Origin of the sequence: Mucilaginibacter rivuli (genome assembly GCF_019391655.1) — a bacterium.
Lineage (GTDB): Bacteria > Bacteroidota > Bacteroidia > Sphingobacteriales > Sphingobacteriaceae > Mucilaginibacter > Mucilaginibacter rivuli.
On record NZ_JAHXPQ010000007.1, the window covers coordinates 207,637 to 230,406 of the forward strand.

General features: G+C 41.7%; 21 protein-coding genes and 1 other RNA gene. 15 read left to right on the plus strand and 7 right to left on the minus strand.

The window, feature by feature from the left end; genetic code table 11:
* Positions 1-65 precede the first annotated feature (65 nt).
* The 11 genes from KXQ82_RS16820 to KXQ82_RS16870 all read left to right on the plus strand — a co-directional run bounded on the left by KXQ82_RS16820 (position 66) and on the right by KXQ82_RS16870 (position 10,732).
* Complete coding sequence (locus KXQ82_RS16820) at positions 66-647, plus strand: 2'-5' RNA ligase family protein (protein ID WP_219489620.1); 582 nt, start codon at positions 66-68, stop codon at positions 645-647.
* A 125-nt stretch (positions 648-772) separates the two neighbouring features.
* Positions 773-1,399, plus strand: coding sequence for an RNA polymerase sigma factor (locus KXQ82_RS16825; RefSeq protein WP_219489621.1), 627 nt, complete (start codon positions 773-775; stop codon positions 1,397-1,399).
* Positions 1,396-2,670, plus strand: coding sequence for a hypothetical protein (locus KXQ82_RS16830; RefSeq protein ID WP_219489622.1), 1,275 nt, complete (start codon positions 1,396-1,398; stop codon positions 2,668-2,670). Before KXQ82_RS16825 ends, KXQ82_RS16830 begins: the two co-directional genes overlap by 4 nt.
* A 6-nt stretch (positions 2,671-2,676) precedes the next feature.
* A complete protein-coding gene (locus KXQ82_RS16835) occupies positions 2,677-3,222 on the plus strand; it encodes a YceI family protein (protein ID WP_219489623.1) in 546 nt (181 codons plus the stop codon).
* Positions 3,223-3,244: 22 nt separating this feature from the next.
* Positions 3,245-4,147, plus strand: a complete 903-nt coding sequence (locus KXQ82_RS16840) for a DUF5777 family beta-barrel protein (RefSeq protein WP_219489624.1) — start codon at positions 3,245-3,247, stop codon at positions 4,145-4,147.
* Between the two features lie 41 nt (positions 4,148-4,188).
* Complete coding sequence (locus tag KXQ82_RS16845) at positions 4,189-4,656, plus strand: QcrA and Rieske domain-containing protein (protein ID WP_219489625.1); 468 nt, start codon at positions 4,189-4,191, stop codon at positions 4,654-4,656.
* Positions 4,657-4,800: 144 nt separating this feature from the next.
* Positions 4,801-4,898, plus strand: an RNA gene (ffs, locus tag KXQ82_RS16850) — signal recognition particle sRNA small type.
* A gap of 140 nt (positions 4,899-5,038) precedes the next feature.
* Positions 5,039-5,998 (plus strand): YpdA family putative bacillithiol disulfide reductase, encoded by a 960-nt coding sequence (locus KXQ82_RS16855; RefSeq protein ID WP_219489626.1) that lies wholly within the window; start codon positions 5,039-5,041, stop codon positions 5,996-5,998.
* Between the two features lie 76 nt (positions 5,999-6,074).
* The gene (locus KXQ82_RS16860; protein ID WP_219489627.1) at positions 6,075-7,322 is read left to right on the plus strand and encodes an LVIVD repeat-containing protein; all 1,248 of its coding nucleotides are present in this window, start codon (positions 6,075-6,077) and stop codon (positions 7,320-7,322) included.
* A 106-nt stretch (positions 7,323-7,428) separates the two neighbouring features.
* Positions 7,429-7,896, plus strand: coding sequence for a hypothetical protein (locus tag KXQ82_RS16865; protein ID WP_219489628.1), 468 nt, complete (start codon positions 7,429-7,431; stop codon positions 7,894-7,896).
* Between the two features lie 109 nt (positions 7,897-8,005).
* Positions 8,006-10,732: a carboxypeptidase-like regulatory domain-containing protein gene (locus KXQ82_RS16870; protein ID WP_219489629.1), complete on the plus strand. Its 2,727-nt coding sequence runs from the start codon at positions 8,006-8,008 to the stop codon at positions 10,730-10,732.
* Between the two features lie 78 nt (positions 10,733-10,810).
* Here KXQ82_RS16870 and KXQ82_RS16875 read toward each other — a convergent pair whose 3' ends face one another.
* A complete protein-coding gene (locus KXQ82_RS16875) occupies positions 10,811-11,506 on the minus strand; it encodes a porin family protein (protein WP_219489630.1) in 696 nt (231 codons plus the stop codon).
* A 180-nt stretch (positions 11,507-11,686) separates the two neighbouring features.
* On the opposite strand from KXQ82_RS16875, the gene KXQ82_RS16880 reads away from it, so the two are divergent.
* Positions 11,687-12,175 carry a DinB family protein gene (locus tag KXQ82_RS16880; RefSeq protein WP_219489631.1) on the plus strand — a complete coding sequence of 163 codons (489 nt, stop codon included), beginning with the start codon at positions 11,687-11,689 and terminating at the stop codon, positions 12,173-12,175.
* Positions 12,176-12,177: 2 nt separating this feature from the next.
* On the opposite strand, the gene KXQ82_RS16885 is transcribed toward KXQ82_RS16880, so the two are convergent.
* The 4 genes from KXQ82_RS16885 to lon all read right to left on the minus strand — a co-directional run bounded on the left by KXQ82_RS16885 (position 12,178) and on the right by lon (position 18,385).
* Positions 12,178-13,515 (minus strand): alpha/beta fold hydrolase, encoded by a 1,338-nt coding sequence (locus KXQ82_RS16885; RefSeq protein ID WP_219489632.1) that lies wholly within the window; start codon positions 13,513-13,515, stop codon positions 12,178-12,180.
* A gap of 77 nt (positions 13,516-13,592) precedes the next feature.
* Positions 13,593-15,296: a M3 family oligoendopeptidase gene (locus KXQ82_RS16890; protein ID WP_219489633.1), complete on the minus strand. Its 1,704-nt coding sequence runs from the start codon at positions 15,294-15,296 to the stop codon at positions 13,593-13,595.
* Between the two features lie 372 nt (positions 15,297-15,668).
* Positions 15,669-15,902, minus strand: a complete 234-nt coding sequence (locus KXQ82_RS16895; RefSeq protein ID WP_219489634.1) for a hypothetical protein — start codon at positions 15,900-15,902, stop codon at positions 15,669-15,671.
* An 8-nt stretch (positions 15,903-15,910) separates the two neighbouring features.
* Positions 15,911-18,385, minus strand: coding sequence for an endopeptidase La (lon, locus tag KXQ82_RS16900; protein ID WP_219489635.1), 2,475 nt, complete (start codon positions 18,383-18,385; stop codon positions 15,911-15,913).
* A gap of 346 nt (positions 18,386-18,731) precedes the next feature.
* Between lon and KXQ82_RS16905 the strand changes: the two genes are divergently transcribed.
* Positions 18,732-19,355, plus strand: coding sequence for a tetratricopeptide repeat protein (locus tag KXQ82_RS16905; protein WP_219489636.1), 624 nt, complete (start codon positions 18,732-18,734; stop codon positions 19,353-19,355).
* Here the strand turns inward: KXQ82_RS16905 and KXQ82_RS16910 are convergent.
* Together KXQ82_RS16910 and gpmI are read right to left on the minus strand one after the other, a co-directional pair.
* A complete protein-coding gene (locus tag KXQ82_RS16910) occupies positions 19,352-19,900 on the minus strand; it encodes a hypothetical protein (protein ID WP_219489637.1) in 549 nt (182 codons plus the stop codon). The genes KXQ82_RS16905 and KXQ82_RS16910 overlap by 4 nt on opposite strands.
* Positions 19,887-21,413: a 2,3-bisphosphoglycerate-independent phosphoglycerate mutase gene (gpmI, locus tag KXQ82_RS16915; RefSeq protein WP_219489638.1), complete on the minus strand. Its 1,527-nt coding sequence runs from the start codon at positions 21,411-21,413 to the stop codon at positions 19,887-19,889. The genes KXQ82_RS16910 and gpmI overlap by 14 nt, the downstream gene beginning before the upstream one ends.
* 69 nt (positions 21,414-21,482) lie before the next feature.
* Here gpmI and KXQ82_RS16920 point away from each other — a divergent pair, with 69 nt between their 5' ends.
* Positions 21,483-21,875: a DUF4783 domain-containing protein gene (locus KXQ82_RS16920; RefSeq protein ID WP_219489639.1), complete on the plus strand. Its 393-nt coding sequence runs from the start codon at positions 21,483-21,485 to the stop codon at positions 21,873-21,875.
* A 46-nt stretch (positions 21,876-21,921) separates the two neighbouring features.
* On the plus strand, positions 21,922-22,770 hold the full coding sequence (gene nadC / locus KXQ82_RS16925) for a carboxylating nicotinate-nucleotide diphosphorylase (protein ID WP_219489640.1): 849 nt from the start codon (positions 21,922-21,924) through the stop codon (positions 22,768-22,770).

Genomic DNA, 22,770 nt, shown 5'->3' on the forward strand with positions numbered 1-22,770 from the left:
CAAAGGTATAAAAATAATTATAAATGCTAAAAATATTAGTATTTTAGTTGTTTGAATAATGCAATATGGAAACTAAAATGTTTAACAACTATGGTGTTAACGCGGCCACCTATTCTGATTATATGCTGCTCATTGCTCCACCCGATGAAGTAATTGAAATGGTGCGTAAATACAAATTGTCATCCGCAAGGATGATAGGCAATTTTGATAGCATGCACAGCAAAGCCCATATATCTGTTACGGGGCAATACAGGCAAATGCCGGTAACCATGCGGCAAAAGTTAGATAACTATCAGCGTTTTGTAGGTAGGCTCAAATCCATCGAGCTCCGTATCGCGGGCTTTGCCTATTTTTCACATGGTCGCTCAGGGTTTACTATTTATGCCAAAATTGAATTGAATACCGAAGTAAATAAATGGTTCGCTCACCTGAAACGTATTTTTGGCGACAGGCAAGGCATTACCCCGCATATCACTATTGCTAAAAATATACCGCCGCATGCTTTTAAGATGCTTTGGCCCGAATTTGCCATGCGTGAGTATGCTGAAACTTTTACACCGGATAAACTAACGGTTTTATGCCGCCCTACCATCAATATCAATGATGATAACTGGGTGCATTTTAAGGAATTACATTTTAGTAAATAGTTTGAGTAATTTTATTGATTGCGTTTAATTGTAAAATAATTTTAGGCCAAGGCAACCATCGGGCGTGGTATAGCCGTATTGATTGCAGATAAGGAAGTAATACTAACTGATCTGAACAAACCTACATGGGTGAAGAAGAATTACAGCAACTGATTGAAGGTTGTAAGAACCAGGACAGAAAATGTCAGAAAATGCTTTATAAAGCATTGTATGGCTTTGCTATGGGGATTTGTTTGCGCTATGCAGGTAACAGGTATGAGGCTTCGGAGATAATGAATACAGGCTTTTTTAAAGCGATGACCAATATGCACAAATATGACCCGGCTAAACCATTTAAGGCATGGTTGGGACGTATTATGATGAATACATCTATTGATTATTACCGGGCAAATTTAAAAGTAGCTTATACCGAAGAGTTGGATCAGGCAGACCATATTGGCGAGTGCGAAACCGTGAGCAGTAAATTGGGGTACGATGAATTGCTTAAGCTGGTACAAAAGCTACCCGAAGCATACCGCACCGTGTTTAACCTTTTCGCTATTGATGGCTATACGCACGAAGAGATAGGTGAGATGCTGGGTATAAACCCGGGTACTTCAAAGTCTAATCTGCATAAGGCCAGGCAAAAATTACAGAAAATGCTACTCAGTACATCAGGTACAGGAGTGGGCGAGATAAGGCATTCATCAATTGTAGCGATACGACAAACAGACGTGACAGACATATATTTTAACAAGGGTTTCAGGCCATGAAGAGCACAGAGGAAGAAGGATTAGACAACATATTTAAACAAAGGCTAAAAGAGCCCGATAGCGCTGCGGAGTACCGCGAAAGCGATTGGGATGCCTTTGAGCAAATGTTGGATGGCGAGGAGAAGAAACGCCCTGTTATTTTATGGTTACGCATAGCCGGCGGTATTGCAGCGGCATTGCTGTTAGTTTTTGGTTGGTTGTATATGCAAACCGATAATGCAACCAAACCAGCAAAGCAAAACATGGCTGTTAGCCCTGCAGTTAAAGATACAGCCAATGCCGTAACGATAACAACACCGCCAATTGTTAACAACACCGATAATGTTACCCCTGCTCAAGATAATAAAAGCGGCGGAGGAGAGCATCAAATAACTGTTGGCTCAGCAAAAACGCCGTATGCTGTCAAAGGTGGCCATATATTGGCAATGAGCAAACATCAGCCAAAAGGGAGGTCGGCTATCTTATCTGCCCATACTTTCCGCCACGATACCGCTGTTTTAGTGAATGATAATGATGTAAATAATAAGAGTACAGTAACATTAGCTGCTATTAGTAATAATAAAATAGACGCATATGGTATCAATCATGTAATTGATTTTTCGGAATTGAAAAATGATACGGTAGTTTCAGCAACAGATATAAGTACTACTATAAAAGGTATACAAATCAACAAACACCGTCCGCAATACGCTATAGCCGTATTGGCTGCTTCTAATATTAACGGGGTAAATTCTTTTAAAGAAGCCGAAGTTGGTGCCGATGTAGGTTTGCAATTTTCGGTAAGTGTATCAAAGTTTACTTTTACTACAGGGGCCGTATATGCTAAAACACCCTACCTAACGCCATTTAGCAGTTATCATACCGCATATCCTTTTGTAGTTAATCCGGTAAATGTTTCGGCAGATTGCCGTGTGCTCGATATACCGTTAAATATTGCTTACCAGGTTTATAGCAAATCGGGTAATAAATTCAGCGTAGGTTCAGGCCTTTCGTCATACATTATGCTGAAGGAAAATTATCGTTATAATTACGCTACTCCCTACACTTACGGTCCGCAGGGAGTTAACATCGTTAATCAAAACCAACACTTTTTGGGCGTACTTAACCTGAATACTACTTATCAGCGCAGGTTGAGTTCAAAATTAAGTTTAGATATACAACCATATTTAAAAATCCCATTAACCGATATAGGATACAGCCGGGTTAAGCTACAAACTGCAGGTGTAGCTTTTGGGCTGAGTTGGAACTTAAACAGTTTAGCAAAACCCTAAAACACCATGAGATACATAAGTATATTATTACTTGTCTGGATGTTAGTTTTCCAGACAGGGCAGGACATCTATGTCTGTAAAAATGCCAAAATAAGCCTGTTTTCAAAGGCTCCTATTGAGGATATTGAAGCAATATCAAACAAAGGCGCTTCTGTTTTTAATGCCACAACAGGCGAGTTGGCGTTTAACGTGCAGATCCGTTCGTTTCAGTTTCCTAAATCGTTAATGCAGGATCATTTTAACACCGAATACATGGATAGCGATAAATTTCCTGCTGCGGGTTTTAAAGGCAAAATACAAGAGAAGATAGATGTAACTAAAGATGGCAATACAGCAATAACTGTAGTTGGCGACCTGACTGTACATGGTGTTACCAAAGCCAGAACCATCCCGGGAATGGTAACCATAAAGAGTGGTATTATAACCATGACAGCAGAGTTTATGGTTAAATGTGCCGATCATAATATTCACATACCAACTATTGTATTCCACAACATTGCCGAAACTATTAAAATGAATGTTGCGGCTACTTACAACCCTTATAAAAAGTAAACTCAAACAAACTCCACACACCATGAAAAAGTTTTCAATTTTATTAGCCATGTGTTTTGCAAGCACGGGCATAATGGCCCAAACGGCGGGCTCTACCGATGACCTTTTAAAATCATTGAATACGGATAGTACCAAACAACCGGTTATCTCTTTCAGGTCAACAAGGCTTATTCTATCAGAAACACCCGAGACAATAAAGAAAAAGACGCTCAATTTTATGGTGATACACCGCTTTGGCGATTTTAGCGGCGATAATGGCGGTGGCCAGATATTTTATGGTCTGGATGCCGTAGCCGATGTTTACATTGGTTTTGAATACGGGATAACCGATAAACTTAATGTTGATCTGGGCCGCAGTACTATTGGCCGCCTGGTAAATGTTGATCTGAAATATTCACTGTTGCAGCAAACTACTGATAATAGTATGCCGGTATCATTAAGCTTGTTTGGCCAAAGCGCTGTACATACTTATGGTGTATACTCGTCTTTCGGTGACAGGCTTGCCTACTTTGGCGAAGCCATCCTGTCGCGCCAGTTCTCCAGGTTTTCAGTGCAGGTAGCGCCGGGTTTTGTGCAAGACAATATCCCCAACCCAAACGTAGCGGGAAATGAAAATAATTTCTTTTCGCTATCTGCGGCAGCACGTTTAAAAGTATCAAAACACATGGCTTTAGTGGTTGATTATGCGCACCCTTTCTCATCGTTCAGACAAAACAGTAATATAGGCTTTAGCGACCCTTTTGGTTTCGGTCTTGAGGTTGAAACAGGCGGGCACGTATTTACCATCAATATCACCAATTCAAGAGCGGTTGAAGAAGTAAATTACCTCAGCAGCACGCTGTCAAAATACTCGGAAGGGCAGTACCGTATTGGCTTTACCATTTCAAGGATATTCGATTTTAATCATAAAAGCACTTATAAATAATTACATATTAACTCATATCACACACCACAAAACTCAAAACCATGGAAAGGCAGGAATTTTTATCAAAGTTTGGAATAGGAGTAGTAGCTGTATGTGCAGGTTGCGCTTTAGCAGCATGCGGGGGCTCAAAGGCAGATAATCCAAGTCCGGGTACCGGCGGAGGCGGTGGTGGCACACCCGCGCCTACACCTGGTACAGGCGGTGGCAGCGCATTTTTAACAGCCGATTTAACTAACGAACTAACAGCTGTTGGCTCAATAAAAACAGGCAATGGTATTATACTGGTTCGTTTGGCCGCAGGCAATGTAGCTTCATCATTTACCGCGGTGCAAATAGCCTGTACGCATGAGGGCACATCTATAAATTATAACGCAGGTCAAAATAAATTTATTTGCCCGTTGCATGGCAGTGAGTTTAATACTAATGGCAATGTGATATTAGGCCCGGCTGCAGCAAATTTGCAACATTATACAGTTACCATTACCGGAACATCGTTAGCGGTATCTTAATTTAAGTTGTATGTTGCGTGTTATGAGTTGCGTGTTTAAAGCTAACAGCTTAATAAACAACTCATAACCCGCGCCACGCAACCTGCAACCAATAAAAGTGAATTTTTATTAAGGCAAAGCGCAAATTTTTCTATCTTTGTGCCGGGGTAAGTCTTTTACGACCAGCTCCTCTTGAACTCCCCCAGGGTGGGAACGCAGCAAGGGTAGAGGGTTGTAGCGGTGCGATAAAAGGTGCTTACCCTTTTTTTTATGCCCTTTTTTTCGGGAACTTATACCATGTGATAGTTCCCTTCCCGATACGCCGGCTCCGGCTTTATTGACTTAATACTTACCAAAAAGCCATCAATAACCAATAACTTAGCAACTCAATAACGTTTAAATAATGCTCGATATATTCATTATAGGTGCCGGCCCTATTGGTTTGGCTTGTGGTTTGGCAGCTCAAAAAGCAGGCTTGTCTTTCGTTATAGTAGATAAGGGTTGTTTAACCAATTCGCTATACAATTATCCTTCAACCATGACGTTCTTTTCCACTTCCGAAAAGCTGGAGATAGGCGGCATCCCATTTGTATCCAACAATGTAAAACCAACCCGCGCCGAAGCTTTGGAGTATTACCGCAGGGTGGCATTTTCTAATCAGTTACCCGTTAAATTATTCGAAGAGGTTTTAAACGTAAGTGCCGGTGACGGGGCTTATAGCATTAAAACTGCAAAAGCCGGGTACCGCGCGAAGCAAATTATTGTAGCGACGGGCTTTTACGATATAGCTGTTGACCTGAATATTCCCGGCGAAGAACTGCCTAAAGTAAAGCATTATTATAAAGACCCGCATTACTATGCCATGCAAAAAGTGGTGGTAGTAGGATCGAGCAATTCGGCAGTTGATGTAGCGTTGGAAACTTACCGTAAAGGTGCCGAAGTAACCATGATAGTGCGCGATGCCGAAATAAGCAGCCGTGTAAAGTACTGGGTACGCCCCGATATTATTAACCGTATAAAAGAGGGCAGCATAAAAGCATATTTTAACTCATCGCTAAAAGCTATTCGCCCTTACGAAGTGGATATTGAAACATCCGAAGGCTCCTTAACTATAGCAAACGATTTTGTTTTGGCTATGACAGGCTATAAACCCAATTTTGATTTTTTAAAGCGCATTGGCATTAACCTTTCGGTTGATGAAAAACTATTACCCGAGTACAACCCCGAAACCATGGAAACCCATTTGCCGGGTATTTACCTTGCGGGGGTAGTTTGCGGCGGTATGGATACACACCTTTGGTTTATAGAAAATTCGCGCGTACACGCCGATATGATCATTAGCGATATTGTAAGCAAAAAGTAAAATCACAATTGCTGTAGCGTTTACCTGCAGCAGTGCGTATTGGTATGTAAATGAACTATACAACCAAACGCATCCAATGAAAAAACTACTAACTTTTGTAACCGCGGGCTTGTTGCTGGCGGCTGTGATACCTGCCTGTACCAGGGACACCATAACCGAGCATTATACCATATATAAACCGGTTTACAAAAGCCTTGCCGCTGTAAAGGCCGATATGCATAGCCAGGCACCTCAAAACGTGCGTGAAGCCGGTAAGATCTTTATGCAAGGTAACTTTGCTTACCTGGTTGATGTTAACAGGGGCGTACATGTTATTAATATCAGCGATGGTAAAAACCCCGTTAAGGTGGCATTTATACCCATACCAGGATGCGCAGATATCGCTATAAAAAACAACTACTTATATGCTGATAGTTATAAAGATATGGTTGCCATCGATATCAGCAACCCTGCTTCTGCCAGCCTGGTAAACACCATTTCGGGCGTGTTCCCTGAAAACTATAATGGGAATTACACTAACGACGCCTCCAAAATTATAGTAGACTGGATAAAAAGTGACACCACCATTGCACGTAAATTTAACGATCCGAAGCTTCAAAATTATTACAGCAGTGGTATTTATTATTCAATATCTTCTTTTAGCAGCAGTTCAAGCCCGGCAATGGCTATAGGTGGTTCTACAGCAAGGTTTGGTCTATTGAATAACCGTATGTACACGGTGAGCAGTTTTAATCTTAAAGTTTTTAATACCGATAATGCAGCGGCGCCATCGTATGTTAAAACCATTAACATGCAGCAAGGCAGTATCGAAACCATATTTCCGTACAATAGTATGTTGTTTATCGGTTCGCAAAACGGCATGTATGTTTATAATACCACTAATCCTGATAATCCCATTAAGCTTTCGCAGTTTGTACACGCCCGCTCGTGCGATCCGGTTATTGCCGATGGCGGCTATGCTTATGTTACCCTTTCCGGAGGCTCGGCATGTGGTGGTTACAGTAACGAACTGAATGTGCTTGATATTTCAAACATCAACACCCCATTATTAGTAAAAACGTACTTGCTTAAAGGGCCGCGCGGTTTAAGTAAAGATGGGAACCTGTTACTAATATGCGATGGTACGGATGGGTTAAAGCTGTTTGATGCAACCGTGGCAAGCAATATTCCGCTGATTAAGCAGGTAGCAGGCTTTGATGCCCGTGATGTAATTGCCGTTAACGGCAAAGCCATTGTAACATCGGCAAATGGGTTGTTTATTATTGATTATCGCGATCCGGCCAATGCGCAGGTAACCGGTAGTATACCCGTTGCAGGTCAGTAATATGTGTGCGAAAAGAATAATTACGTTACTTATCGTGTGTACCTGTTCGCTTACAGCATTGGCACAGCGGGATGCTGTTGGGTTTTATCTAATACCGCAGGAAGCCATGGCGATTAACAATGAAGAAGTAAGCGGACAGGTTATATTAAATGCGGGGGTATCATATAAAAAATTAATGCTCGGTGTTGGTTCGGGTATTGATTGGTATGGATTGCGATCGGTACCCATTTTTGTCGAAGGCAGGTTTAACTTTTCGGGGAAGCTTGACAAGGTATTTATTTATACAAAGCTTGGTGTAAATTTGAACAAACTGACAGCGAAGCAACAATACGAACAAACGGAATATACAAGTACGGGCTTTGCCCGCGGTATTTATACCGATTTTGGTTTAGGCTATAGCTTATACAACAGCCATTTGCGCGGCGTGCAGTTTGGCTTAGGGTATTCGGTTAAAACGTTGAAGCAGTATGTGGCAGATATAATTTATCCAACCTACCCAATATATAACCAAACGGGCCACTATTATACCTACACTTTTAACCGTTATATGGTAAGCGTAGGTTACCGGTTTTAACATTCAATAATTTCGAATTGTAAAATAATGTTAAATGAAACAACATTATTAGCATGCAACGTTAGTTAATTATATATTTAACAACGTTAACCTGTTCGATACGATTTTGATGAATACCCGTAAATTTTTATTCGTACTATCTTTTATTACATGCGCTGTTCATTTTTCGGCATCCGCCCAGCGCGATACGATAGGCCTCCCTGCATTGCTATCAAAAACCGCAAAATACATGGGCTCGCGCCCTATAGAAAAAGTTTATCTCCATTTTGATAAGCCATACTATGCCGTTGGCGATACCATTTGGTTTAAGGCCTATCTCACTATGCTTAAACACCAGCCATCCGAGTTAAGCAAAATTGTATATGTTGAGATGATAAGCAGTACCGATTCGTTAGTGCAATCGTTAAAGATACAGGTGATGAATGGCGTTGCTACAGGTAATATCCCCTTAGGGCAATACGCTGTAAAAAAAGGTAATTACCGTATCAGGGCATACACTGCCTGGATGCGCAATTTTGAAGGCGAGTACTTTTTTAATAAAAACATTACAGTAGGTAACGCTATTGATAATGAACTAAGCACCCATGTTTCTTTTACAGGATCGGAAAAAGGCGACGTTACTAAAATAAATGCTCAAATAGCTTATAAGGATGAAACCGGTGCACCATACAGCAATAAAAAAGTAAGCTGGAAAATTGATACCGATAACGATAAGCCGCTAAAGGGGAAAGGCACCACAGACAATAACGGTATACTGACTGTAAGTATTGAGGGCAGTAAAGCACTGGCTCTTACATCGCGCAGCCTGCAAACTGTACTTGAACGTGGTGATAAAAAGCCCATTGCAAGCACGTTCGCTTTAAAATATGCCGACCCTAATATCGATGTGCAGTTTTTCCCTGAAGGAGGGGAACTCATTGCCGGTGTATCAACACGCATAGGTTTTAAAGCCATAAAAGGTGATGGATTAGGCGTTAATATCAAAGGAACTGTAGTTGATAACGATGGCAAAGCCACCGCGGATATTAAAACTCAAAACCTCGGTATGGGCGCATTTTTTATGAACCCTGAAGATGGTAAGAGTTATAAGGCAAACGTTATTTTTCCTGATGGCTCAACCCATGTGTATGATCTGCCACGTGTGCAACAAAGTAGCATTAACCTTTCGGTGAGTAATATCGATCCGGATAACCTGAGTATGAAAATTTCTGCGAGCCAAACTTTTTTCGCACAACATCGGGATCAAAAGTTCTACGTAATTGCACAAAGCGGAGGCATTATTTATTATGCGGCCCAAAGTGTGCTGTTAAATGCAGTATATACAGCAGCAATTCCCAAAACAAAATTCCCGACAGGTATAGTGCAGTTTACCTTATTTAATGATAAAGGCGACCCATACAGCGAAAGGATAACCTTTGTGCAACGGAACGATTTTCTTAACCTGGCAGCAAGCACAGTAAAAAACGCTTTTTTAACACGCGAAAAGGTGAAACTCAACATATCGGCAAAGGCGGATAACCTGCCTGCTATGGCAAATCTATCTGTGGCGGTTATTGATGAGACCAAGGTACCTTGTGATGAAAATGCCGAAACTACCATACTCACTAACCTCTTGCTTACATCAGACCTGAAGGGATATATAGAAAAGCCGAACTCATATTTTAACCATGTCACCCCCGAAAGTATTGCCAACCTGGATATATTGATGCTTACACAAGGCTACCGCAGGTTCTCGTACCGGGATATTGTAAGGGATAAAACCCCGCAAATATACTTTTTGCCGGAGCAAAGTATTGAGGTAACCGGTACGCTACGTAACCAAACCGGTATGCCAATAAACAAAGGCTCCATAAGTTTAAACATACCCGACAGGAACTTTACCACGCAAACAATAACCAATGCCGATGGTGTATTCAGGTTCTCAAAGTTGCTGCTTACTGATTCATCAAAAGTAGTTTTAAATGCCCGCAACAACGTGAATAATACTAACCTGATGATCATGCTTGACTATCCCCGCCAACAGGGATTAACCAAAAACCTGGATGCACCAAGCGAGGTATTGAACATTGACAGCGCATTGCACCCTTACCTGGTTAACAGCAAAAAGCAATTCAATACATCGCATACCTTAAGGGAGGTACAGATCAAAGATAAGCCTGCTCCCAAAAAGATCAGTCACATTGATTTTCCAAACCTGGTAGGGCTAAACATGCTGGCAGATCACGACCTTTCGGCCGACAGGCTTAAAGACTGTAACGATTTTTTAACCTGTGTACAGGGTATGCTTATTGGTGTAACCTTTGATGTAGATAACTTTTATATCACCCGCGATTATAACCAGGGCAAAAAAGTGCCTATGGCCATATACGTTGGTGGTTTCCCGGTTGATTATAATTACCTGAACAGTGTAAACCCAAAGCAGGTAGAATCCATAGAAATATTTAACAACGATGGTGTAAGCGGCATTAACCGTATGAATAATACAAATGGCGTACTGGTTGTTAATATGCGTAAGCCTCCCGAAGGTAAAAAGGTTACCTTAGCCCAGCTTAAAGAGCTGTTCCCGCCAAAATACCTGCTTACTTTCGCGCCACAGGGATATACCATGGATAGGGTATTTTACTCGCCAAAATATGTTGCACCGCGCATGGTACAAGCTGCTAATGACCTGCGCAGCACCATTTACTGGAACCCGCTTGTATATACCGATAAAACAGGCAATGCAAGTTTGGAGTACTATAACGCTGATGGTAAAGGCACTTATAAAGTTGTTGTTGAAGGGATTGATGCTGATGGTAACATTGGCCGCTATGTGTACCGGTATAAGGTACAGTAGATAGAGTCAAGAAGAAAGAATCAGGAATCAAGAGAACACTCATCTTGGTTCTTGATTCTTTACTCTTGATTCTGCTTTTTAAAACTTATACCCTATGCCAATTTGCCAAACCTGGTTAGCATATTGAGGGTTGTTTGATGACGCATAGCTGGTATTGCTTTGCAGATCGATGGTATAACGGCCGCGTAACTCAACATTACGGTTTAATGCTATAGCCACACCAAAAACACCATCTATCAGGGTTTTATTATAGCCTTCACTATCCAGGTTATACTGGTTTTGTACCGTAGTAGTAAAACCATTGTTGTAGATGTTTTGCGTTGAGGTAAGGAATGATACCTGCGGGCCGATAACAAAACTAAACCCACGTGTTACATATAGCTTTAATAACAATGGCAGATCAATAAATTGGCTGCGTTGTGTAAACTGGCCACCAAAGCCGGTGTATGCTGTGTAACCTTTTTCTGAGTATAACAGGTCAGCTTCGAAACCAAAAGGATAGGAGATAGGTACATCCAAACTAATACCCGCGTTTAACCCTGCTTTTATATCGGTACGAAAGCCCGGGTCGTTTGGTTTAATAATGTTCGCGAGGTTTATGCCACCTACTATACCTAACCGTGGCCGGTTAAAATCGTTATCAACTACCTTGCGTTGCTGTTGTTGCGGCGCACGGCGTTGCGGGTAATTACGGCGTGCAGGCGGGTAACGCTGTGCACTTACAGAAGCTGCTATACTAAGCAGGCATATTGATAATAAGATAATTTTTTTCATGATTCTTAATTTTTATTATAATGGTATAGATAACAGGAAAGCCGAAAGGTTTATTGTGTAATTAATTTAATACCTGGTTAAATTTTTAAATGCGCGTTGTAAATTCATTTTTAAAAAGACGATAAAAACAAACCATAAGTAACGTGCATTATGTAATTTTGAATAATAAAATTTACTGCCATGGCCGATCTGTCTTTAGTTGAATCAACAACCCGCAAACAATTACTGGCTCTGTTAGAGGGCGGTAACTCCCACGCATCGTTAACTGAAGCTTTGCATGGTTTACCGGAGAATTTAAGAGGCGTTAAACCCAATGATGCGCCCTACAGCATCTGGCAATTGGTTGATCATATCCGTGTGGTACAGTGGGATGTATTAAAACTCAGCACTAACCTGCAGCATACATCGCCAAAATGGCCCGATGCTTATTGGCCAAAAAACGCGGCCCCCAAAAGCGAAGAGGAATGGCAAAACTCGATCGACCAGATATTAAGTGACCGCCAAAAATTTATTGACCTTGTAAGTGATGAAGACGTTGACCTGTTTGAGCCCTTCGCCACGGAAGAGAACGAGACCATTTTCAGGTTCGCGTTGATGATGGCCGACCATAACAGCTATCACATAGGCCAGATCGTGCTGATGAGGCGAATGCTGAATAGCTGGAAATAGCGTTATTTGCTTTTTAGTCCCTTTATAAAGTCAACTATAGCAGTAATAAGTTCAGGTTTAACAGGTAACGATGGGTCGTTATAAGTAGCCATATTTCCGGCCCTATCAGTTGGTGCTTGCTTTAAAACGTGGTTCATTCCGTCAATGATCTTTAGTGTCGCTTCAGATTTTGCTTTCTTTAGCAATTCGGCATCAAGCACACTTACTTGCATATCATTATTCCCCTGTATGATTAGCACGGGCAGCTTAATCTTTTTGATAACACGGGCCGGGTCAATAAATATCGCGCTCATCAGGTAGGGTTGTACACTCGGTCTGGCAAGCGCGTATAGTGCGGGGTCAACTTTAGGTGTTGTTTTCCCTTTTTTTAAACTATCTACAATGGTTTTAAACTCCATAGCTACCGATGGTGGCGCAGATTTCATTTGCTCCGCTATAATCACGTCTGCTGTTCTGCCCGGGCCTGCTACTGATATAAAACCTGCCAGATTTTCGGCACTGTAACAAGCTATCATGCCAACCAGCGATCCTTCGCTGTGCCCCAATACGATCACTTTCGAAAAACGGTCGTCTTCCTGCAGTTTAACTATTACCGAACCGGCATCATCGCTCATGTCGCTAAACTTGGTATCTTTTTCTTTTTGCGATGTTGTGCTTTGCCCTACGCCACGTTTATCATACCGTAATGATGCGATACCCGCTTTACCTAAACCTTCGGCAAGGTATTTAAAGGCGTCGGTTTTAGAGCCCAGGGAGCTGTTGCAGTTCCTGTCGGTAGGGCCTGAACCTGCTATGATCAGTACAACCGGTATTTTTCCGGTAGCGTTTTTAGGAGTGGTCAATGTACCCGAAAGGGTGCCTGCCAGTGTTTTTAAAGTAAAAGGCGATTCTGTTAACGATGGGTCGGATATGGCCGGTGAAGAAGGTGCTGCTATTAAAGCTGGTACATTCGCACCCGTAGGCTTTTCTTCTTTATATTCTCTGAAATACAAGCCATCAATTTGATTATAACCGTTTAACGATAGGTTGATGAATAGGGTAGCATTTTCATACTCCGCCTTGTAAACACCCGCTGTGCTCATATATTTTGCGAAAGTAGTTTGCTTTAAATTACCTATTTGGGCATGCATGCTGCTGATGAGTTCTTTGGTTTTATCTAAAGGCAAACTTGTTTTAACCGCAGGTGCAAACATGGCGAACAAGCTATCGGGAAGGCTATTGTTATAATACTTTTTAAGCTTACCAATAGCAGTAGCATAGTTAGGTTTTTCAGTCTGCGCAAAAACCGACAGCACCGATACCACAAACATCAAACACAATAAAACTCTTCTCATCATCATAATTATATCAGCCTAAAGTAGGCAATAATCAATCTCATTTAAAATATTCGGCATTTACTCATCTGCATATTTGCACATTAATCTATCTTATCCATCTCAGCCTTCACAAACTCAGCCAATTCTTTTACATAGCTTGCGCTGAAATCAAATTTGATGCCTGCTGTTTCGTAAATTTCGGTGATGGTTTTGGTATAGCCTAATTTTAAAGCTGCTATGTACTGGTCCAAACCTTTTTCCGGGTTTTCTTTATAGTTTTTCCAAACAGCTATAGCGCCTAATTGGGCCATTCCGTATTCAATATAGTAAAACGGCACTTCAAAAATATGCAGCTGTTTTTGCCACAGGTTTTGCTTGGCATCTTCCAGGCCGGCCCAATCAACAAAGCTGGCGCCAAAACGGTCGAATATCTGTGTCCAGGCTTCAGTACGTTGCTCGTTGGTATGGTCGGGGTTGGTATATATCCAGTGCTGGAATTGATCAACCACGGCTACCCATGGCAGGGTTTTCAATACATCAAAAAGCTGGTCGCGTTTGGCGCGTTTTAGTTCCGCCTCGTCTTTAAAATAAACATCCCAGTTATCCATCGATATCAGCTCCATCGACATCGATGCCAGTTCGGCAACCTCGCTCGGGCAATGTTTAAAATCGTTCAGTTCCAGGTCTGCCGTTAAAAAGGTATGTACTGCGTGGCCGCCTTCGTGCACCATCGTGGTGAGGTCGCGCAAGCCACCGGCCGAGTTCATAAATATAAAAGGCGCACCTGTTTCGGCCAATGGATAGTTATAACCACCCGGTGCCTTGCCTTTGCGGCTCTCTACATCAAACAGTCCATTGTCTTTCATTATTTCCAAACGCTCACCCAAATAATGGCTGATGTTGGTAAAACACTGTATCGATTTTTCTATCAGCTCTTCGCCACTGCTAAATGGTTTTAATGCCGCTTTTCCTGTAATATCTACTTCAGTGTCCCATGGTTTTAAAGCCTCAAGATTCAACGCTGCTTTACGTTTTTCGGCCTGCGCTTTCAGTATCGGAACAATCTCTTTTTCTATCGCTTCATGAAAATTATAACAATCCTGTGATGTATAATCAAAGCGCCCCATGGCTTTGAACATATAATCGCGGAAATTTTCGAAGCCGGCATTCAGCGCCAGTTTATGGCGCAGGCCGCGCAGGTGATTAAATAACTCATTCAGCTTATCCCTGTCCTGCAAACGGCGGGTGGTTATTTTCTCCCAAACGCTTTGGCGCTTATCGCGATCCTGGTCCTTCAAAAATACCGAAGCCTGCTCTAAAGTAAACTCCTTATCATCAATATGCACCGACATGGCGCCGGTAGTCGATTGGTATTTTTGTTGCTCCACCTGTATTTCGGTTTGTATCGGGATATTCTCCTCGCGGAAAAGCTCCAGCGCGTTCTTCACTCCACGCAGGTAAATAAAGAATTTTTTGCCATCCAGTTGCTCAGCAAACTCACTGGCTACAAACTTCTCATTTAGCTTGTTGCTGTAAGGGGCAATATTCGGTTCAATCTCGGTAGCGAAATACTGGAACTTTTGCAGCAGGTCTTCGCTTACCGTATCGCAGGTCATGCGGATGTATCGCCATGCAAAATCTTCTTCTAAAGCTGCCTCTAACTCGCTACGGTCCTGCAGCCATTTCTCCAGTTCTTCAACCGAATTTATTGCACGGTCGGTTAACTCTTTATAAAATGGCTCAAGGGTTTCCCACTTAATTTCAAGTTCGGCGGGTATATATTTTCTTTCTTTTTTATGGATCATCGTATGAATATGCTGATGGGCAAATATGGGTATTATTTGATTTCGAATTTCGGATTTTCGATTTCGAATTTATAAATGAATATGGGTATTTATGGGTATTCTTTTATTTTTATTTAGGATTCAGATGTTCGATTTCGGATTTACTTTGCATAATCATTAAGCAGGTAAAAATAGGTATCTTCCAACTCTGTCATGGCGATCCGCCTCTTCGGCGGAATGGCCATCACTGAGGATATTCACGACATACATGGTTGCAGACCTGTCTCAGAGATTGCCACGTCGTTCCCGAAAAGGGAACTTCTCGCAATGACAAATCTGTTGTAAACAGATAAAATAGGTATTCAGAAACCTTCCAACCTTTCAACAAAAAAACTATTTAGGCAATTCCGCCAAAGTCTCCATCCTGCCATCATTACGCACCACATGCCATTTATTATCCGCGTTAAAATAAACCTCGTTGGTATGTTTATCAAACAACATTACGCCCGATGCCTGGTTGATCACCTCGTAACGGCTTTCAGTTTGTTTTTGGTACATGGCAAACAGTACGGCAACCAGTGCCATGCCTACCAGCAGGTACAATACTTTAAATACGTTGTTAGCCATGTAATATGTTAATTTAAAATGGGTTTCGGGTCTTCTTTAACCGTAAGGACTATCGCGTCTTTCACTTTGTTCTTCAGCAGGGCAAGGTCTATCACTTCGCGCATGCTGGTAACATAATGGAAGGTCATATCCTTAATGTAATCGCCTTTTATCTCGTTAATATCCTTTTGATTGGATTTGCAAAGTATAATCTCTTTAATATTAGCGCGTTTTGCTGCCAGTATCTTTTCTTTGATACCGCCCACAGGCAATACTTTGCCACGCAGGGTAATCTCGCCTGTCATCGCTAAATGGCTCTTTACCCGGCGTTGTGTAAATGCAGAGGTAAGGGCAGTTAACATGGTTATGCCTGCCGATGGGCCATCCTTAGGTGTAGCGCCCGCAGGCACGTGGATATGTATATCCCATTGGTCGAACAGTTTCTGATCGATATCAAACAATGAAGCATGCGCGCGCAGGTAGGCGAGGGCTATCGTTGCCGATTCCTTCATTACATCGCCCAGGCTGCCTGTCAGGGTCAACCTTCCTTTACCGGGGCTTAAGCTCGCTTCAATAAATAAGATATCGCCGCCAACCTGTGTCCAGGCAAGCCCTGTAACCACACCGGCAACCTCGTTATTTTCGTAAAGGTCCTTATCAAAAATAGGGGCGCCCAAAATACGCTCTACATCATCCTTGGTTACGGCGGCGTTATATTCTTCTTCCATGGCAATGCTTTTTGCGATACCGCGGATCAACGATCCTACTTTCTTCTCTAATGAACGCACACCCGATTCGCGGGTATAATCTTCTACCAATTTTTCGAGCACGTTATTTTTTAAGGTAACATCCTTCAATTTTAAGCCATGTGCCTCGCGTTGTTTTGGTACAAGGTGCTGTTTGGCTATCTCAATTTTCTCTTCAATGGTATAGCCGTTCACTTCTATGATTTCCATCCTATCCAGCAAAGCGGGCTGAATCGTGCTTAATGAGTTTGCTGTAGCGATAAACATCACGTTCGACAGGTCGAAATCCATCTCCACGTAATTATCATAAAAAGTACTGTTTTGCTCAGGGTCTAAAACCTCCAGCAGGGCAGAAGATGGATCGCCACGGAAATCATTGCCTATCTTATCTATCTCATCCAAAATAAACACAGGGTTAGCTGCTCCCGCTTTTTTGAGCGATTGTATTACTCTGCCCGGCATAGCGCCAATATAGGTTTTACGATGTCCGCGTATTTCGGCTTCATCGCGTATCCCGCCAAGGCTCATGCGTACGTACTTACGGCCCAAAGCTTTTGCTATTGATTTACCTAATGATGTTTTGCCAACTCCCGGGGGGCCAACTAAACACAGTATAGGGGCTTTCATATCGCGTTTAAGTTTCAATACGGCAAGGTATTCAACAATGCGTTGCTTTACCTTATCCAAACCAAAATGGTCCTTATCTAAAACCTTTTGGGCGCGTTTAAGGTCAAAGTTATCTTTGGTAAACTCGTTCCACGGCAAATCGAGTAATAACTCTAAGTAATTTATCTGTACCGAGTAATCCGCTGCCGCGGGATTGGTGCGGGCTGCTTTTTCCAGTTCCTTTTTAAAGTGGTCGCCAACTTCTTTGGCCCATTTCTTTTTGGATGCGCGCTGGCGCAGGTTATCTATCTCCAGGTCGGGCGATGTACCGCCCAATTCTTCCTGTATGGTTTTTAGTTGCTGATTTAAAAAATAATCGCGTTGCTGTTTGTCAAGGTCAACACGTACTTTGCTTTGTATCTGGTTTTTCAGTTCCAGCATCTGCAGCTCAACGGTAAGGTGTTCCAAAACAACTTTGGCACGGTCGCGCACATTGTTAATTTCAAGCAATTCCTGTTTTGCCAGCATATCGGCATTCATATTTGATGATATGAAATTGATAAGGAAAGCAGTACTTTCAATATTTTTGATGGCTATGCCTGCCTCGCTCGGTAAATTCGGCGAAAGCTGTATAATGTTCATCGACATATCTTTTATCGATGATATTAAGGCCTTAAACTCTTTATCTTCTTTACCTTTAATTTCAATAAAGGGCTGTATGGTAGCTTTTATGTAAGGTTCGCTTTGTACCTCATCTTTTAGCATAAAGCGTTTTTTACCCTGTATAATAACGGTGGTATTACCATCGGGCATTTGCAGCATTTTTACGATGAGCGCAATGGTACCTACATGGTTCAATTGCTCAAAAGTAGGGTCTTCAATACCCACATCCTGTTGCGATACTACCCCGATCATGCGGTTACCTTTATTGGCATCGCGTATCAGTTTGATAGATTTATCGCGGCCAACAGTAATAGGGATAACAACTCCCGGAAATAACACTGTATTACGTAGTGGTAATATTGGCAGTATTTCGGGCAGCTCTTCGTTGTTCATTTCCTCCTCATCCTCTGATGACATGAGGGGGAAAAACTCTGAATCTTCGTTTATAATGGGTAGCGCGCTTCTAAAATCAAATGGATCAAAACTCATCAAATATCCTTCTATGTATGTGTAATAACGTCAAGTTGTCAGCCTGTTATATGTTAACAGGTTAAAATGGGTGGTTTTTAGTGTATTTACCGCCGGGGTACTTATATTTCAAGAGCTATGCCAAGCTTCATTTAAAGTTAATTAAATTTGATATTTATATTTAATTACTCATTTTAGTTATTTACCAGGGATGTAGAAACATTGGTTTAACTATTGAAAACAAGTTTAATGTTATTGATGTTGTATAAACAGATAACATTTGTAAAAATTTAATAAAACTGGCATAATAATTTCTTTACAAAAGAGTTATAGTATATGTTAATTGAACACCAGATCTAAGGTACTGATGAAACTTTCATTTATTTTCCCCCTCTTGCTGGTATCTTCTATCGGGAGCTCTCAGGCTCAAAGTTCATATCTTAAACTGGGCCAGCAATCTTTACTTCAGGGCGATTTTAAAGCGGCTGTTAACCAGCTTGAAAAAGCTTGTATTGTTGATTCTACCAACTCCAGCGCGCTTTGGATGCTGGGTTATTCATACTTCCATAACGAAAATTATAAAAGGTCGATATCTACCTACACCAAATTAATTGAGTTAAAACCTGCCGACTGCTCTGCATATTATTACCGCGCTTTAGCCAGAAGCTATTTAGCACGGGATATACAAACATCTGATAAAGAACGTGATAAAAGCCTGTTAGGCGCCATTGCTGATTTGACGAAAGCGATAACTTTGGAACCAACAGACACAAAATTTTATCAGAACCGTGGAATATTTTACCGGGAATACGGGGTTTTCAAACTGCAAAAAACTACTAAGTTTTACGATAAGGCCCGTGGAACAGAATCGTTGAAGGCATCCATTACCGATCTGGATAAGATACTTGCCGATCACCCCGAGCGAAAGGATATTTCTGTACAGCTCGATCAGTCAAAACAACTATTGGCTACAGCTATGCTAAGGCCTTAGTTAAATTTCCCTGTTATTTTATAATCGTTATTACCCAATAACCTTACTTTTTGGTTTTTCTCTATCACGTAAATACTATCAGGAACATAAACTAATTGCTCTTTGGTTTTATACAGCATGTTTGATGTAAAATTACTGATCTCGATCTTTTCAACTTTAGTATTATTCCGTGGTTCAAAAAAGATCTCTATCCTGCGTGTATGCAGTGTTGTATCCAATGCAATGTAACTTATCGCATACGCGTGCTCTGCTTTTTGGATATAGCTATCCTTCCATGCAGCCTTATTAACATCCGATTCTATAAACGAATTTAGCTCTTGCTGCCAGTGTTTTATGGTTACGTTTTTAGTTTCCTGCTGGCCGTTATAACTTACCGTTTTATTAATGTGCTGATATTGCCGGGTAAGGCGTGCGGCTTCATTGTTAAAATATTTCTTCAGGTCAAAATATTTTAGTTTGCCGTTGTCATCTTTCACCTCCGGCTTGCAGCTTGCAGCCATTAATAAAATAATAACAACGGCGGGCCTTAGTTTATACCAAAACATTATCGCTCATTTGTGATGGGATAGGTACGCCAATTATTTTTAATATGGTTGGTGCTATATCGCCCAGTTTACCGTCTTTAATTTCCTTATAATCTTTATCTATCAAAATACAAGGTACCAGGTTGGTGGTATGTGCTGTATTTGGCGATCCGTCATCGTTTATCATAAATTCGGCATTACCATGGTCGGCAATGATGATGAATGAGTATCCGTTGGCAATACCTGCTTCAACAACCGCTTGTGTACATTGGTCAACCGTTTCGGCCGCCTTAACAACCGCGGCAAAATCGCCGGTATGGCCCACCATATCGGTATTGGCAAAGTTAAGTATCACCACATCAGGCCAGCCCGATTGTAACTCCGGGATGATCGCGTCGCGGATACCTTCGGCGCTCATTTCGGGCTGCAGGTCATAAGTAGCCACCTTGGGCGATGGGATCAAAATACGCTTTTCGTTTTCAAATTCTTTTTCGCGGCCACCCGAAAAGAAGAAGGTAACGTGCGGATATTTTTCTGTTTCGGCAATTCTTACCTGGTTTTTACCCGCGTTCTGCAAGGTTTCGCCTAAGGTAAACGACAGATCATCTTTGGTAAATACAGCTTGAACGTTTTTAAATGTTTCGTCGTAGGTTGTCATCGTGATGTAGTGCAGATCAAGCGGGTGCATATTTTGCTCCGGGAAAGCTTTCTGCGTAAGCGCCACAGTAATTTCGCGGCCCCTGTCCGTACGGAAATTAAAGCAAAGCACTACATCGCCGGGTTTAATTACGGTTATGGGCTGGTCATTATCATCAGTTTTAACTATAGGCAAAATAAACTCATCACTAACGCCTTCGGCATATGAGTCTGTTATTGCTTTTTGAATGTTATGGGTATGGTGGCCTTCGCCGTTAACCATTACATCATAAGCTTTTTTAACACGCTCCCAACGGTTATCCCTGTCCATAGCATAGTAACGCCCAATAGCCGATGCTACTTTTACATTACTGCCGCTAATGTGGTTCTCTAAATCGGTAATGTATTTAATGCCGCCATTCGGGTCGGTGTCACGCCCATCTAAAAAGGCATGGATAAAAACGTTTGGTAACTCAAAACGGCCCACAACATCGCATAGGCCTTTTAAATGCTTGATATGCGAGTGTACGCCACCATCGGATACTAAACCGATAAAGTGTACATCTTTATTATTCTGTTTAGCATAGTCGAACGCGTTTTTGATAACCGGGTTGGTGTCAAATTCGTGGTCGTCAACCGCTTTGTGGATACGGCCCAACTCCTGGTAAACTACGCGGCCCGCCCCAAGGTTCATGTGGCCAACTTCGCTGTTGCCCATTTGCCCGGCAGGCAAACCTACCGATATGCCCGATGCCTGCAATTTTGAATGCGGGTATTTTTCGAGTATCGAATCAAAAAAAGGAGTATTTGCTGCTAATATTGCATTTGATCTGTCGTTACGGCCATAACCCCATCCATCAAGGATAAGTAAGGCTACTTTTTTATTTGTTTTTTCCACGCTGCAAATATAATTTGATATGCGTAACTTTTAGTATATTTATTACGTAACATCAAACAAACCTGTGCTATGAAAATGCTGTATCTTTCGTTTTTACTGTCGTTGGCTGTATTGCAGCCACGTACCGACGATCCTGTTGAGCGCACCATAGCTTTTTTAAAGCAGGGCAACGTTGCTGAGCTTTGTAAAACACTGGCCCCCAGTATCGATCTCGCCATAGCCGATAATCAGGATACTTATCCCAAAGAAAAGGCGCAGGTAATGCTGAATGCTTTTTTTGCCAAAAATCAGCCTGTAAGTGCTAAGGTGGTACACAGGTTAAACTCCAATCCCGATCTGCTTTATGCCGTCATTATTCTTACTACAAAAGGCGGAAACTATCGGGTGTCTTTTTCTGTTAAAAATAACAAAGGTGTATTTCAACTCACCGAGTTAGGTATCAGCGAAGAAAAAGCCAATTAGCTTTAAAAGTATTTTTTTACTTTTGGAGTCTCTTAAAAACTGAATTTTGGATAAAAATATCATCCGCGAACTCCTTAAAGTTTACCTTGCCGAAGATGTTGGCGATGGCGACCATACCTCATTATCAACCATCCCGCAAGGCACACAAGGAAAAGCCAAATTACTGGTAAAAGAAAACGGCATACTGGCCGGTGTTGACCTGGCTATAGAAATATTCGGCCTGATAGATAGCCAACTTGCTGTTGAAGTGCTAATGCACGATGGCGACAGTATGGTGATTGGCGATATCGCGCTGAATGTAAGCGGCAGTGTACACAGTATTTTAAAGGCTGAGCGCTTAGTGCTTAACTGTGTACAACGCATGAGCGCCATAGCGACACAAACGCAAAAAATTGTTGCCTTATTGGAGGGGACAAATACTAAAGTGCTTGATACCCGTAAAACCACACCTGGTTTTCGCTTTTTTGAAAAATGGGCAGTAAAAATAGGCGGTGGTGTTAACCATCGTTTTGGTTTGTACGATATGATTTTGATTAAAGATAACCATGTTGATTACTCAGGTGGGATAGCTAACGCGATAAATAATGCCAAAAACTACCTCCAACAAAACAACAAACAACTGGATATTGAAATAGAGGTACGTAACTTTACCGAATTGGAACAAGCCATGCAGGCAGGCGGCGTGCAACGGATAATGCTTGATAATTTTACAACCGATAACCTTAAAAAGGCGGTTGAAATAATAGGTGGTAAGTTTATTACTGAAGCATCGGGCGGTATCACTATCGAAAATGTGCGTAGCTATGCCGAGTGTGGTGTTGATTATATTTCAATAGGCGCTTTAACACATTCAGTAAAAAGTTTAGATTTAAGCCTTAAAGCCTTTAATGATTAA

What these genes read in the sequence shown, in the direction of transcription:
- KXQ82_RS16820 (WP_219489620.1), top strand. Translation starts at nt 66, where the DNA reads ATGGAAACTAAAATGTTTAACAACTATGGTGTTAACGCGGCCACCTAT.
- KXQ82_RS16825 (WP_219489621.1), top strand. Translation starts at nt 773, where the DNA reads ATGGGTGAAGAAGAATTACAGCAACTGATTGAAGGTTGTAAGAACCAG.
- KXQ82_RS16830 (WP_219489622.1), top strand. Translation starts at nt 1,396, where the DNA reads ATGAAGAGCACAGAGGAAGAAGGATTAGACAACATATTTAAACAAAGG.
- KXQ82_RS16835 (WP_219489623.1), top strand. Translation starts at nt 2,677, where the DNA reads ATGAGATACATAAGTATATTATTACTTGTCTGGATGTTAGTTTTCCAG.
- KXQ82_RS16840 (WP_219489624.1), top strand. Translation starts at nt 3,245, where the DNA reads ATGAAAAAGTTTTCAATTTTATTAGCCATGTGTTTTGCAAGCACGGGC.
- KXQ82_RS16845 (WP_219489625.1), top strand. Translation starts at nt 4,189, where the DNA reads ATGGAAAGGCAGGAATTTTTATCAAAGTTTGGAATAGGAGTAGTAGCT.
- KXQ82_RS16855 (WP_219489626.1), top strand. Translation starts at nt 5,039, where the DNA reads ATGCTCGATATATTCATTATAGGTGCCGGCCCTATTGGTTTGGCTTGT.
- KXQ82_RS16860 (WP_219489627.1), top strand. Translation starts at nt 6,075, where the DNA reads ATGAAAAAACTACTAACTTTTGTAACCGCGGGCTTGTTGCTGGCGGCT.
- KXQ82_RS16865 (WP_219489628.1), top strand. Translation starts at nt 7,429, where the DNA reads ATGGCGATTAACAATGAAGAAGTAAGCGGACAGGTTATATTAAATGCG.
- KXQ82_RS16870 (WP_219489629.1), top strand. Translation starts at nt 8,006, where the DNA reads ATGAATACCCGTAAATTTTTATTCGTACTATCTTTTATTACATGCGCT.
- KXQ82_RS16875 (WP_219489630.1), bottom strand. Translation starts at nt 11,506, where the DNA reads ATGAAAAAAATTATCTTATTATCAATATGCCTGCTTAGTATAGCAGCT.
- KXQ82_RS16880 (WP_219489631.1), top strand. Translation starts at nt 11,687, where the DNA reads ATGGCCGATCTGTCTTTAGTTGAATCAACAACCCGCAAACAATTACTG.
- KXQ82_RS16885 (WP_219489632.1), bottom strand. Translation starts at nt 13,515, where the DNA reads ATGATGATGAGAAGAGTTTTATTGTGTTTGATGTTTGTGGTATCGGTG.
- KXQ82_RS16890 (WP_219489633.1), bottom strand. Translation starts at nt 15,296, where the DNA reads ATGATCCATAAAAAAGAAAGAAAATATATACCCGCCGAACTTGAAATT.
- KXQ82_RS16895 (WP_219489634.1), bottom strand. Translation starts at nt 15,902, where the DNA reads ATGGCTAACAACGTATTTAAAGTATTGTACCTGCTGGTAGGCATGGCA.
- lon (WP_219489635.1), bottom strand. Translation starts at nt 18,385, where the DNA reads ATGAGTTTTGATCCATTTGATTTTAGAAGCGCGCTACCCATTATAAAC.
- KXQ82_RS16905 (WP_219489636.1), top strand. Translation starts at nt 18,732, where the DNA reads ATGAAACTTTCATTTATTTTCCCCCTCTTGCTGGTATCTTCTATCGGG.
- KXQ82_RS16910 (WP_219489637.1), bottom strand. Translation starts at nt 19,900, where the DNA reads ATGTTTTGGTATAAACTAAGGCCCGCCGTTGTTATTATTTTATTAATG.
- KXQ82_RS16920 (WP_219489639.1), top strand. Translation starts at nt 21,483, where the DNA reads ATGAAAATGCTGTATCTTTCGTTTTTACTGTCGTTGGCTGTATTGCAG.